This is a genomic window from Actinocrinis sp., from assembly GCF_035653575.1.
Taxonomy (GTDB): Bacteria; Actinomycetota; Actinomycetes; order Streptomycetales; family Catenulisporaceae; genus Actinocrinis.
This window is the reverse complement of sequence record NZ_DASRBQ010000068.1, coordinates 77,103-89,945: the sequence shown is the minus strand read 5'-3', so window position 1 is coordinate 89,945 and position 12,843 is coordinate 77,103. Positions and strand designations below refer to the sequence as shown.

8 protein-coding genes and 1 pseudogene are annotated in these 12,843 nt (G+C 70.4%); 3 read left to right on the top strand and 6 right to left on the bottom strand.

Going from position 1 to position 12,843, the window contains the following annotated elements; all coding sequences use genetic code 11:
- Positions 1–392 (top strand): annotated as a pseudogene (locus VFA06_RS09935) (hypothetical protein); the annotation flags it as partial.
- A 20-nt stretch (positions 393–412) separates the two neighbouring features.
- Here the strand turns inward: VFA06_RS09935 and VFA06_RS09930 are convergent.
- The 6 genes from VFA06_RS09930 to VFA06_RS09905 all read right to left on the bottom strand — a co-directional run bounded on the left by VFA06_RS09930 (position 413) and on the right by VFA06_RS09905 (position 10,803).
- On the bottom strand, positions 413–1,012 hold the full coding sequence (locus VFA06_RS09930; protein WP_324840167.1) for a hypothetical protein: 600 nt from the start codon (positions 1,010–1,012) through the stop codon (positions 413–415).
- Between the two features lie 11 nt (positions 1,013–1,023).
- On the bottom strand, positions 1,024–3,786 hold the full coding sequence (locus tag VFA06_RS09925; protein WP_324840166.1) for a CHAT domain-containing protein: 2,763 nt from the start codon (positions 3,784–3,786) through the stop codon (positions 1,024–1,026).
- 761 nt (positions 3,787–4,547) lie between these two features.
- Complete coding sequence (locus tag VFA06_RS09920) at positions 4,548–4,871, bottom strand: hypothetical protein (RefSeq protein ID WP_324840165.1); 324 nt, start codon at positions 4,869–4,871, stop codon at positions 4,548–4,550.
- Positions 4,872–4,889: 18 nt separating this feature from the next.
- A complete protein-coding gene (locus VFA06_RS09915) occupies positions 4,890–8,846 on the bottom strand; it encodes a DUF6531 domain-containing protein (protein WP_324840164.1) in 3,957 nt (1,318 codons plus the stop codon).
- Positions 8,843–9,589: a WXG100 family type VII secretion target gene (locus VFA06_RS09910; RefSeq protein ID WP_324840163.1), complete on the bottom strand. Its 747-nt coding sequence runs from the start codon at positions 9,587–9,589 to the stop codon at positions 8,843–8,845. Before VFA06_RS09910 ends, VFA06_RS09915 begins: the two co-directional genes overlap by 4 nt.
- 413 nt (positions 9,590–10,002) lie before the next feature.
- Positions 10,003–10,803 carry a helix-turn-helix transcriptional regulator gene (locus VFA06_RS09905; protein ID WP_324840162.1) on the bottom strand — a complete coding sequence of 267 codons (801 nt, stop codon included), beginning with the start codon at positions 10,801–10,803 and terminating at the stop codon, positions 10,003–10,005.
- A gap of 151 nt (positions 10,804–10,954) precedes the next feature.
- Between VFA06_RS09905 and VFA06_RS09900 the strand changes: the two genes are divergently transcribed.
- Together VFA06_RS09900 and VFA06_RS09895 are read left to right on the top strand one after the other, a co-directional pair.
- The gene (locus VFA06_RS09900; RefSeq protein WP_324840161.1) at positions 10,955–11,311 is read left to right on the top strand and encodes a nuclear transport factor 2 family protein; all 357 of its coding nucleotides are present in this window, start codon (positions 10,955–10,957) and stop codon (positions 11,309–11,311) included.
- A gap of 126 nt (positions 11,312–11,437) precedes the next feature.
- Positions 11,438–12,835, top strand: coding sequence for an MFS transporter (locus VFA06_RS09895; protein WP_324840160.1), 1,398 nt, complete (start codon positions 11,438–11,440; stop codon positions 12,833–12,835).
- Positions 12,836–12,843: the final 8 nt, after the last annotated feature.

Sequence of the window (12,843 nt, the reverse complement as noted above, 5' to 3'; positions counted from 1 at the left end):
TGGCCACCCACGGCGACGCCCTCGCCGACAAGCTCGTCATCGACGCCGCCAACAACGTCGGCGGCCCCGTCGCCCACCACGCCGAGCACATCGCCCGGCTCGCGCCCAAGGCCCGCTATGCCCGCGCCTTCAACACTCTCGGGGGCGAGAACCTGGCCGACCCGCAGTTCGACGGCATACCCGCCGACATGTTCTACTCAGCGCCCGCCGGCGACCGGGCCACCATGGAGGCCCTGATCAGCGCGGTCGGGCTGCGTCCGATGTACGTCGGGGAGAACCAGCAGGACACCGTCGACGGAGTCCTGCGCCTGTGGTTCGCGCTCGCCGTCGCGCAAGGCCACGGCCGCCACCTCGCCTTCCGCACCCTGACCCGGTCAACCGACCCGAGCTGACGCGGCCCTATGCCTGGCTCTCAGCGGCCTGCCGCTTCGTCGAGCTCTGAGCGCCAGCGGTTCGCCGCCCTGTCGTAGTGCAGGGGGCCGATCGTGAACTGGCTAAGGTCGAGCGCGACGAGCGAGCGGATGGCCTCGGCGGGCAGGTCTGGCTCGATGACGATCTTCAGTCTGGAGCCGTTGTCCATGAGAATCAGTGGTGCCGGGCAGGCAGAGGGTCGGGGATCGCCCGGATCATCGGGGGAGTCGACCGCGGTGTGCCCGGTTTCCCCGGCCTGCGCCTGGGCCGCGCGCCCGCGTCTGATGGCCTCGTACCGTTCGGTGACGAGCTTGGCGGCGGCAAGCAGGCGGTTGTGGGCGTCGTCGGCCAGCTTCGCGCCGAGCGTTGAGAGGAACCCCTGCAGTGGCACTGCCGCGAGCACGCCCCAGGCCAGTGCCGTCGCCGTGTCGGTTCGCGTGGCGCGGATGACCTCCACACTCCCGGCCGCGGCGCCGCAGGCGGCGAGCGCGCTGAGAAAAGCCTGCTGGTCGTCGTCTGCCAGCAGGCCCGGCTCGCTCATCCACACCCGCGCAGGCACGGACAGTCCCGAGGAATCGGCGATCTGTTCGACGGCATCCACGGCGAACTCCTTCACGGTCCGAAGTGGGCGTACGCCCCCCACAGGGAAGGGCGTCGAGGGAAGCGCGTCTTCACGTCGCTCACCGCGGCGTGCAGGGCAGCCGCTGTAAGACCGGCGTCGACCCGACCGCTGGAAACGAGGCGCTCGTAGAAACTCATCGTGAGATCCGCGGTGACATCATCGGCGATCGGCCACAAGGCCGCGACCACGTGCTCGAAGCCGGCGACCTGGACGGCTGCCGCGAGGTGGATCGCCTCGTCGGGCAGCGCGACCGCACCCGCCGCCGTGTCACACGCCGACAGGAACGCCAGCGTGCCGGACAGGCGCGCCTGCGCCAAGTCCGCTACGGTCAGCCGTTCGTCATGAAGCTGAAGCGCAGACTGTGCGGGGGTTTTCTGGCTCTGCAGTCCATGGCAGGAGAAGTGCGCCAGCGCGTGCGTGGGCAGAGCGTCAAGCACCCGACGGCGGGTGGCATCGCGGTCCTCGAGGCGGGTGTGGCGTCCGGGAAACCGCCCGGCGAGAAACACGGCCTCGTCGTGCGCTCCATCCAGGCGGGCAAGGCCGAGTTGCTCAGGCAGTTCACGGATGGCGACGATCAACATGCGCTGTCCGTCCGCATCCGTCGTGCCTCGCTCAGCGGCGGGCAGCCCACTGAGTGACGGGACATAGGAGCTGACGACGCGGTCGTGCGCCGCCGCATGCAGCGGAAGCATGCTCAGCAGTCCCGTCGGACACCATCGCACATGACCCCCGGTTTCGCGCAGTATGCCCGTGCGCTCCAGTTCGTTCAGTACCGGCCCCGTGACATGTCCGGCGATCCAGTCAAGCACCCGGAGCAGGACCTCGTCGGCGTCCTGGATCGCCAGCGGATCGTCGCGCGGTCCGCGCGCTGCGGCGTCAAGCGCTGCGGAATGGGCCAGAGCCAGTCGACGCACCTCGTCCGGCGTGACGTGCGGCAGCGGTAGGACCGTCGTCTTGCCCCCGGCGATCAGGAGTGCGTCGCTGCGCAGCCTGCTCACGTTCAGCACGGCCACGGGGGCGTGCGCCGCTGCCAGGACCAGCTCGTCGACCGCGGGCTGGCGCAGCAATCCTCCCAAGCCGGGCAGCGCACGGGCGCGCACGATCGCCGCATCCCATTGCGCCGCCAGCCGTTCTCGCTCTTGCCCCCACTCGCCCGAGTCCGGCGCGGCGTCGCTGACCAGCGCCGTACCCAGCTCGGTCAGCTGCCGGTGCAGGCCGGGGTCTGCGTCCCGCAGCTCGTCAAAGTCGTTTCGCAGGTGCAGCAGCTGCCGCCACAGCACGGACCGGCCGCGTGCGAGCAGCGACAGCGCCCGCGCGAGATCGCCGCAGGCAAGGGCGCTGGCCGCGGCGTCGCAGCCCAGCCCCGGCAGCCGGCCCAGCTGCAGTTCCCGTACGTCGCGCGGCAGGCCGTGCCAGGCGACCAGGTCCAGCAGGTCGACGGCGCTCTCGTAGGCGTCGGCCGCGTCCGTCCAGCCGCTCTCGTCGGATACGCAGTCGGCTGCTTCGGGTGCGGCGGCCAATGCCCATCCGATCGCGGCACTCAGCCGCGTCTGGCGCGAGGCGCCGGGGAGCCTGGCGGCTGTCCGCAGGGCGTCGAGCGCTGCCGCGAGGTCACGGCTGTTCCCGCGCGGCCGTTCCCGCGCTGCCGTGCCGTTCAGGGGTCGCCCGGACCGTAAAAGCAGCGCTCGGCCCAGCGTGTGCAGCGCGTTCGCCCGGTTGGCAGCGTCTTGGCCCGCGGCTTCGACGGCGGCCCTGGCCAGCCGCACCGCCATGTCGAGGTCTTCGCCGTCGCCGGTCAGTTCGGCTCTCAGGCGGTAGGCGATCCCGGCATTCGAGAGCAGCCCGGAGTAGTTCGGCCTGTCCTCGGCGGGGATATCGGCGTCGTCCTGCTCGACGAACGCGTCAGCCGCGGCCATCCCTACCGTGATCGCCTCATCGAGGTCCGCTGCGTTTCCCGTCGCCTCGAAACGCAGTTGCAGCGCGAGGCCGAGGCTCGAGAGGTAGCTCACCCGCCGCGGATCGTCGCGGGGCAAAGCCGCGATGCCTTCGCGGTGGGCGCTGACGGCCTCCTGAAGGTCGGCGAGCCGCCCCGTCCTGCGGTAGCGTGTCTGCAAGTTGATACCTAGACGGTTGAGATCCTCGCCGTGCAGTGCGCTGTCGGCCGCGCGCCGCGGTGAAGCGGCCGCGCCGCGGGCGAGATCGACCGCCTCGTCGAGATCGGCGGGATCCCCGCTCTCCAGGTAGCGGGCGCGCAGCGCGACGGCGAGATCCGTGCGCAGGCTCGGCCGCTCGTCCTCGAGGATCGCATCCACGCGGGTGGTGCCGGCCAGGGCGGCCCGCGATCCGGCGACTGGCTCGGGACTGAGCGCCTCAAGCTCGGCCAACGCCTGCCGCAGCAGCCTGATTGCCCCTGCCATGTCGGCGAGATCGACCCCCGCGCCGCGCATCAGGTCGGTGCCGATCCGACCGCGTTCCGCGATGAGCAAGGCGAGCTGTGCCGCGCAGCCGTCCGCCTCATCACCGGGTGGCGCGAGCGTCCGGCTGCGCCTGGCGGCCGTGATACCGGCCTCGAGAAACTCAGGCTCGCCCGTGTGCACGGCCAGCACTGCCAGCGCCTGCGCGAATTGCGCGAAAACCTGGTAAGCGTACGAGTGCTCGCTCGTGGCCAGCGACGCCGCGTCGGACAAAGCCGTCACGGCTGCCCGCAGGATGGCTTCGGTTTGTTCGGGTTCGTCCTCGGCCGCCGTGAGCACGGCTCGCCGTTTCAGCGCGGCGCCGAGGTTCGCCAGCAGCCCGGCGGGATCGGGATAGTCCGCGGGCGCGATGCGCAGAGCCTGCCGGCGAAGCTCGATCTCGGCCTCGGTGTCGGCGACAGCGTCCGCGGCCCGCGCCGGCGACTCGGCGCGCTGCTTCAGGTCATCGGCGCACTCGGAGAGCCAGGCGGCGAGGGTCGCCGGCGGCCTGAACCCCGGCGGCAGCCGCTTCAGCAGCGCGCCCAGTGCGATCGCGCCGTCCAGGTCGGCGCGATCGCCTGCCAGGTCATATCGGTTCCGCAGTGCTTGGCGCAGTTCGTATGACCAACCCGCCACGTCATCAAGGCCGAGAGGCCCGCTCGCCAGCGCGCCGGCCCACAGCTCGATCGACTCGTCCAGGGCATGGCGTGCGCCCGTCAACCGGTGCAGGCGCGAGAGCGCGGTGCCCAGATTACCCCTGATGATCGCCGCCTCGTCAGGGTCCTTGGTCATGGCGGCGGCCTTCCGCAGCAGGCCGATCCCCGCCGACAGGTGCTCAATCCGGCCGCTGTGCTCGAACTGCTGGCACCGGGCCAGACCCTGCCGCGCCGTGCGCCACGCCCGCCCAGGCACCTGGCTGCCCCCCCGTCGACGTCACCGACCTCGTCACGACCGTCCACGTACCGTCGATCGACTATGCCACGTTCTCCTACTGCGCGTCACCGTGCCCTGATTCCCGGCGACCTGCGCGACGCCGACGCGATATCAGTACGCTGGCGCGCTCATGCGGGGCGGTCAGACGGGCCGGGCGGCAGCGTCCAGGCCGGCGAGTGCGGCGGTGGCGGCGGCAGCGGGGTCCATGCGGAGCGGTCGGCGTCGGGCGACCAGTCCTTGACGTCGCGGTAGTAGATGAACAGCGCCCAGTAGTACGGGTCTTCGTGCAGGATCACTTCATCCTCGCCCAGGAACTCGCGCCCCTCCCACTGGGCGTTGATCCGGGCGACCGCCTCGGCGCGGGAGATGCCGAACAGCTCGGTCATCTCCTCGGCGGTCTCCTCGAACAGTTCGCGGACCTCGGGGGTCGCCGGAGGCAGGAACTCGCTCATCGTCACCCTCCTATTGACTTACGGCTGGAGCGCGGAGTCGAGCAGCGGGCCGGTGCCGTTGAAGAACACCACCTGGTTGCCGAACCAGCGCGGGGGAGCGCCGCGCATGAAGGGGCGCGGGTTGCCGAGCATCGGCCCCTCGACCATGTCATACGGCGTGTCGGTCGCCCCCGAGCGGTAGTGCCGCACGAAGCCGGGCAGGTCGGGATCGGTCTCGGTGAAGGTCCTCGAGTTCAGCGCGTCCAGGTCGCTCTGCTTGACTCGGAAGTGCAGCACCTGGGCGTCCGAGCCGTATCTGCTCGCCCACTGCTGGGCCTGGGAGAGATCACGCGTCGTGTAGAAGCCGTTGCCGAAGTCGCGCGGACGCGGCGCGAAGGACGGGTCGACACCGTTGGCCCGGATGCCGGCCGCTCCCGCGCTGTTCGTGCCGTGATAGAGGTCGACGTACTGGTCGCCGCACGGCATCAGACCCAGCGGGTCGCTCCATACCAGGGGGTTGGCGACGTACGCGTGGTTGTTCGCCGCGGGATACAGGCCGAGCGGGTCAGGGCTCGCGTACGAGCCACTCGCGCTGTCGTAGTAGCGCAGCACGTTGTACGCCAGGCCGGTCTCCTCGTCCCGGTACTGGCCGGGTGCACCGAGCGGGCATTCGGTGCCGTCGCTGGTGACCGAGATGACGTGGCCCCAGATATTCGTCGTGCTGCGCCACGCGATGGCGCCGTCAGGCGAGACGAGTTCGGCGGGCGTGCCCACCAGATCCGTGACGATCGCGTGGAAGGCGAGATCGATCTGCGCCTGCGGCGCGTCATCCGCCCAGGTGGCGCGGCGGGTCTGCGCTACCGGGCGGTGGGTTCCCGGCTCCCAGTCCCAGCTGGTCGCCGTGCCCGCTCCCTGCGCGTCGACCAGCGACTCTTCCGCCAGCAGCGTCCCGTCCCAGACGAAGTGCGTCTCGTGCGCGAGCGAGCCGTCGGGACTCAGGCGCGATTTCCCGATGCGGCGGCCCAGGGGGTCGTAGCGGTAGCGCCACACCGTTCCGTCCGGTGTGACGGCCTCGGTGAGCCGGTCCTCGGCATCCCAGGCGTATGTCCACGTGCGGCTTTGACCGGACAGGGTCCGGCGCACGATGCGGGTGATTCGCCCCTGTCCGTCGTGCTCGTAACGGGTGCGACCGGCGCGCCGCACGAGCGTTCCGGCGAACTCCCGCTCACCCTGCTCGTCCGCGGCGCCGGTGTCGGCCGGGGCGTCAGCGCCACCCGCGGCGTCCGTAGGCCACGTCGCGTGGGTCAGGTTGCCCATCGCGTCGTAGGCGTAGGTCTCACTCCACGCCGCCGCGTTGACGGCGGTCACCCGGCCGGTGTGGTCGAGCTCGTAGGCACGAGTGCCGCGAAGCGTGTCGGTGATCGCGGCGGGATAGCCGTCGGCGCGATAGGTGTACTCGCGCTGCTCCAACAGCCGGTATCCGTCGCTCCCTGAGGCCCCCGCGGCAGATCCCGCCGAGCCCTGCTCGTAACTCCAGATCGCCTGTGCGGTGAGCCTGCCGCGCAGGTCGAAGCTCTGGGTCAGTGCGGCGCCTGGCCCCAGGAACCGGGTGGTCTCGCGGCCGAGCGCATCGCGTTGGAACCCGAGTGCGCCGCCGGTGCCGGTGAGCGTCTCGGCGCGGCCGGCCGCGTCGTAGGTCCAGTGGGAGACCGTGCCGCTCGGGGTCGTCCGCTTCACGCGGCGTCCGAGGAGGTCGTATTCGTGCGCCATGACGCGGCCGTTGACCGATTCGGTCAGGACGCGTCCCCGGGGGTCACGTGCGTACTCGAGAACGCAGTCGTTGCCGACGGCGCGGATCAGGCGGCCTGCGGCATCGAAGTCGAAGCGGTGGACAGCGTCCTGCCCGGCTTGCCGCTCGACGACCCTGCCGGCCGCGTCGCGGGTGACCCTGACCGTCTGGCCGGCGCCGTTGACCAGCTCGATCAGCTGGTCGGCGGCATCGTGGCGGTAGCTGACGGTGCGCTGGTCGAAGTCTGTTTCCGCGGTGAGGTTGCCGACGGCGTCATAGGTGTAGCGCCAGACCAGGTCGTGCGGATTGACCACCTCGGTGACGCGCAGCTCGCTGTCGTAGCGGAACCGGTGGCGTACTCCGGCGGCGTCGACCTTGGCGGTGAGCAGGTTGAAGGGCCCGTATTCGAAGGCGAGGGTGTTTCCGGCCGCGTCCGTGGCTCGCAGGGTGTTGCCCTCGGGGTCGTAGCTGCGCTCCATGCGGGAGCCGTCCGGCAGCGTCTGCCACGCGACCAGGCCCTCGACGGTCCATCCGGTGCGGGTGACGCCGCCGAGTGGGTCGGTCACCGCCACAGGACGTTCGAAGGCGTCACGCTCGATGGCGGTGACGGCGCCCGAGGGATCCACGACGCGCACGATGGCGCCGGCACCGTCGGTTTCGTAGCTGGTGGTGTTGCCCAGGGCGTCGGTGGCCGCGCACAGGTGCCCTCGCTCGTCGTACACGTACACGGTCACGGCGCCGACCGGGTCGGTGACGGCGGTGAGATTGCCGCGTTCGTCATACGAGTACCGCCACTGGGTGCCGCCCGGCTCGATGACACGAACGGGCTGTTGCAGCTCGTTGTAGGCGACGGTGGCCGTCGTCCCGTCGGGACGGTCGATGCGTGTGGGCTGTCCGTGGTCGTCGAGGGTGAAGCGGGTGACGCGGCCGAGGGCGTCCGTGCGCGAGAGCAGCCTGCCGTGCCGGTCGTAGTCGGTCGTGGTCTCGTGCCCGAGCGCGTCGACGGTCTTCGTGACGTGCTGGTTCGCGTCGTAGTGGTACTCGGTCGGGTGCCCGAGGCTGTCGGTGACGGTGGTGACCCGGTTCCCGGGATCGTAGGTGAAGGTCGCGGACAGCAAGCCGTCTTCGCCTTCGCCGCGCATGACGCGGCCTTGATCGTCGTATGTGTATTCGTACCGGTGGTTGTTGCGGTCGATCCACGCGGTGATGCGGTCGTGGTCGTCGTACTCGTAGAGGTAGGGCAGGCCGCTGGAGTTGGTCACGCCGGTCAGCCGGCCGCGCCGGTCGTAGTGGTAGCCGGCGATCGTCGTACCCTGGCCGCCGCTCGTGCCGTCCAGCAGACGCAGCGCCTCAATGCGCCATCCGGCCGAGGTGTAAGCGGTGTCCACGGCGACGCGGTGCCCACCGGAGTGCTGCACCTCGCTGGGGATGCCTTCCTCGTCGCGCACGAACGTGATCCGGTGCCCATTGCGGTCGGATATCGCGGTCAGCGCGCGGATCTCGGTGCCACGGTTCCGGGTGGCGCCGAGGGTGGTGAAGTGCCGCACGTATCCCCGCGCCGGGTCTTCGATCGTGATCTCGTCGGCGGCTCGGTTCCAGGACAGCGGCCAGCGCGCGCCGTCGGCAGGTAACACCTGCTGGCCGGGCTGCGTCGGCACCGCGTAGTTGAGGATCTGAGCGTCGTCGCCCGCGTAGTGGATGCCGTCGGAGTCGATAACCATGCGCTGATCGAGGGTGGACGACCAGCCGGATCCGAACAGCCGGCCGCCGAGATACGCGGATGCGTAGGCGCGGCGAAGCACCAGCGGCAACAGGCCGAGCACCACCAGATCGGTCTGCGAAGCGATCATCTGGCCGGAGACCACGTCGACGGGGTCACCGCCGGTGACCGTGGCCCCGTTGCCTTCGGACGGTTGACCGGCGTGGCCCGCGCCGCTCAGGTCGTTGCCGTCCCCTTCGAGATTGCCCGCGGTGCGTGTGGCGTCGCTTTCCGCGGTGGCGATCGCGCTGTCGGCGTCTTTGCCGCTGATGGCGGTGATCTTGCCCAGGACGTCGGCCTCGGTGGCCTCGGTGCGTGCGGCCACGCCTTCGGCGCCGTGGGCGACCGAGCGCACCGCGTTCTCCAGGGCCTTGCCGGCGTCCTGCAGCGCGGGGCGCAGGTCGTTGGCGACGCCTTCCTCCAGCGCTCGGGCGATGCCGCTGCTCACGCGAAGCTCACCCCGGTCAGCTGGCCGGTCAGCGTCTGCGCGTGGGCGGCGACGGTGTCCGCGTGGCCGTGCAGCACCTGCGCGTGCGAGCGCAGCTCCTGCGGAATGACCTGGAACCCGGAGCCGACCGCCCCACCCCCGCCACCACCGCCGCCGCCGGCGGGTACGCCGAGGGCGGCGGAGGCGGCCTGGAAGACGAACCCGTCCAGCGCCCGCTGGATGATCGGCTGCAACGCCTTGAACCCCGCCTCGATGACCTGGCTCAGGATGTACTGCTCCAGCTGCTGCTCCAGGAACTCGATCGCCTTGCGCGCGGCCAGCTCGATCGCCGCGAGGGCGGCCTCGGCCAGCCCGAAGGTGGCCACCGCCGCGGCCTGGTCGGCCACGAAGGAGGCGGCCAGCACCACCAGCTCGGCGATCGCCACGCCCTTTTGGGCGACGATGAAGTCGGCGGCCGCGTGCAGCGCCTCGACCACCACCTTGCAGCCGTCCACCAGCTCGGTCATGTGCGAGGAGGACATCTCCGCCCAGCGCTGCACCAGCTGCTCGTAGGAGGCGCCCTGATACGCGCTGCTCATCTTGCCGATGGTGTCGGTGGCGTCCTGATGCGCGGACTGGATGTTCTCGGCGAACTGCTCGACGTACCCGGCGACCTCACGCACCGTGTCCTCGTTGATCATCGGCCAGTCCACGCCGATGAAATTCAGCAGCTGCACAACCTCCATCGGCGGGTCCAAAGCCATCCCGATCCCCTCCCCGTCGTCCGTGTGCTGAAGGCTCAGGCGGGACAGTAGCAGCGCGTCCGTAGCTAGCGACACAGTGGTTGGTCACGACCCTGACACATCGCGGGGGAGTGGTCCGGACATTTCCCGCAGGCGGATCGCCCGGTTTGAGCGTTGATTGGAGGTAGATCTAGCCCCCAGCCGCCGTCGGCTACTCGCAATCTACTCGCAGCTCGCCAGGAACTGGCTACCACCAGCAAGGCGTTGCGCTGATCCGTGCAGGCAGAAGAAACGCGCAGGAGAGCAGGCGCTACGTATCATGCATAAGAGAGATTATGCATGAGAAGCGTGTTGAGAGGGGTTCGAGAGGGCATGTACGCCGGTTGACTTTCCTGCTTTTGGTGCCGACGTTTTGCGTTCGTGCGCGCTGCCCGCTACGCGGCTGCGCGGGCCGTCGTGAGCTCGCGCAGGCGGTCCGCTGTCGCCGCGTCAGCCGGGTAGAACGATTCGATTACGAGTTCTTCGATAGTCACGTCGGCTGCTGTTTCGACTGTTGCGGAGATCGAAAAGAATGACAGTTCGCTGTCATCGGTGCGGAGCCTGAGGGGCAGCACGACGCTGTTCGGCGGGACGGGCGCCGAGCCTCCCGGGTAGCCGGTGAGCTCGGCGTGCAGCTGCTCGAGGCGCGGGTCACCCGTTTGCTCCTTGCGGCGACGGACCTGTTCGAGCAGGTGGGCGCGCCATTGGCCCAGGTTGGCGATGCGCGGGGCCAGTCCGTGCGGGTGCAGGGACAGGCGTAGCACGTTGACCGGCGGTTCGAGCAGCTCGGGCGCGCAGCCGTCGGTGAACAGGCTGATGGTCGCGTTGGCGTCCAGTAGCTCCCACCAGCGGTTGATCACGACCGCGGGGTTCGGCTCGTGTGCGGTCAGGACGGAGCGCAGCGCGGCGCGCACGCTCGCCAGTTCCGGGGCGTCCAGGCCGTGCTGGGGGTAGCGCGGTGCGTAGCCTCCGGCGAGCAGCAGTTCGTTGCGCTCGCGCAGCGGTACGTCGAGGTGCTCGGTGAGCTTGACGATCATCTCCGGGGTGGGTCGCGACCGCCCGGTCTCCACGAAGCTCAGGTGCCGGGTCGAGATCTCGGCCTGGATGGCGAGCTGCAGCTGGCTGAGTCTGCGCCGTTCGCGCCACTGCCGCAGCAGCTGCCCGACCTGCGGGGTTGGGGCGGTGAGGGAGGTCATGGCGCGACGTTATCGCGGCCTGTTGCCGCTGTGCGACTACCTCGCAGGTAAGCGGATTGCATTACCTCTGAGGGAATCGACGCTCCCCCGCCGGTGCCCGCATGATCGTCGGCGTCAGAGACGCAATGTTTCTCGCCGAAAGGATCGCACCATGTCCGACCTGCGTGATCGCTACCTCGCCTGCTGGAACGCCGTCGACGCCGACTCCCGGCGCGGCTTGCTGCGCGAGCTGTTCGCCGAGGACGCCGCCTACGTCGACCCGCTTGTCGAGGTCGACGGCCTGGACGCGCTTGACGCGACGATCGCCGCGGTGCAGCAGCAGTTCCCCGGGTTTGTCTTCACCCCGTTCGGTCCGCTCGACGCTCATCACGACGTCGCCCGGTTCGGCTGGGGCCTGGGTCCGGACGGGTCGGAGCCGGTGGTCGTCGGCTTCGACGTGGTCACGACCGGTCCGGACGGGCGGATCCGGTCGGTGGCCGGGTTTTTGGACCGGGTGCCGGACGCCTGACAGCGGCGGCCTGGCAGCGGGGCGGCTGCTGTCCGCCTGCTGCGCTACCGCTCTCGTTATCTTCGGCTCGTCCTACTCCCCTGCTCCCTTGTGCTCTGCTCCCCTGGTTTCGACAGGAGAATCGCGATGTCCACCAGCACCCTCGCCCGGCCAGCGACCGGCCGGGCGGGCACGGTGCCCGGCCTCGGGCCACTGGTCGTGGTCCTGGCCGGCACCTTCGTCACCTTCCTCGACTTCTTCATCGTCAACGTCGCGCTGCCGTCCATCCACGCCGACCTGCACGCCGACTCGGTGGCGATGTCGCTGGTGGTGGCCGGTTACGGGGTCACCTTCGCGGCCGGCATGATCACCGGCGGCCGGCTCGGCGACCTCCACGGGCGCCGCCGGATGTTCACGATCGGGCTCGCGCTGTTCACCGTCACGTCCGCGCTGTGCGGGGCCGCCCCGAGTGCGACGGCGCTGGTAGTGGCGCGTGCGTTGCAGGGCGCGGCCGGCGCGATGCTCACGCCGCAGGTGCTGGCGATCCTGGGCACCACGTACGAGGGGCCAAGGCGGGATCGCGCGTTCGCGGCGTACGGCTTCGCGATGGGCATCGCGGGCGTGCTCGGTCAACTGCTGGGCGGCGCACTGATCCAGGCGGACCTCGCCGGGCTCGGCTGGCGGGCGATCTTCCTGATCAATGTGCCGGTCGGGCTGGTGGCGCTGGCGTTCGTGCGGCGGGTGGTGCCCGAGTCGCGGGGGCCGGCCGCGCGGCTGGATGTGGTGGGCACGCTGCTGGCCGCGGTCGCGATCGCCGCGCTCGTGGTGCCGTTGGTGCAGGGGCGTGAGCGCGGTTGGCCGGTGTGGAGTTGGCTGATGCTCGCGTCGGCGCCGGTGCTCGGGGGCGTGTTCGTCGGGCATCAGGCGGCGCGGGCCCGGCGGGGCTTGGCCGCGCTGGTGGATCTGACGCTGTTTCGCTCCCGCAGCTTCGCGGTCGGTTCGCTCGCGGGGATGGCGTTCGGGCTGGTGCCCTCGGCGTTCTTCTTCGTGCTGGCGCTGTATCTGCAGCAGGGGCGCGGTTATTCGGCGCTGTTCTCCGGCGTGGTGTTCGCGGCGGTCGGGGCCGGCTACTTCGCCGCGCTGCTGCTGGCCGCTGGCTTGGCTGCGCGGTTAGGGCATCAGGTGCTGGCGCTGGGGGCGGTGCTGGCGGCGGCCGGGGCGCTGACGCTCGCGTGGCAGGCGCATGCGTCGTCGGCGTGGGCGTTGGTGCCGGGGCTGGTGCTGGTGGGTTTCGGGATCGGGGCGGTGCTCGTGCCGCTGTCTTCCACGGTGCTGGCCGGCGTCGATGCGCGGCTGGCGGGTGCGGCGGCGGGCGTGTTGTCGACCGCGCAGCAGGTCGGGGGTGCGGTGGGCGTGGCGGTGATCGGCGTGGCGTTCTTCGCGGCGGGGACGGTCGTGCACGGGTTCGTGGTGAGCCTGTGTGTTGTCGCCGGGTTGACCGTGGTGACGGCGGTTCTCGCGCAGCTGTTGCGCCGAGCGCGGTGAGGTTGTCG

Bases quoted from the DNA above. Each gene is read 5' to 3' on its own strand.
- VFA06_RS09910 (WP_324840163.1), bottom strand. From the start codon at position 9,589: ATGGCTTTGGACCCGCCGATGGAGGTTGTGCAGCTGCTGAATTTCATC.
- VFA06_RS09920 (WP_324840165.1), bottom strand. From the start codon at position 4,871: ATGAGCGAGTTCCTGCCTCCGGCGACCCCCGAGGTCCGCGAACTGTTC.
- VFA06_RS09900 (WP_324840161.1), top strand. From the start codon at position 10,955: ATGTCCGACCTGCGTGATCGCTACCTCGCCTGCTGGAACGCCGTCGAC.
- VFA06_RS09895 (WP_324840160.1), top strand. From the start codon at position 11,438: ATGTCCACCAGCACCCTCGCCCGGCCAGCGACCGGCCGGGCGGGCACG.
- VFA06_RS09905 (WP_324840162.1), bottom strand. From the start codon at position 10,803: ATGACCTCCCTCACCGCCCCAACCCCGCAGGTCGGGCAGCTGCTGCGG.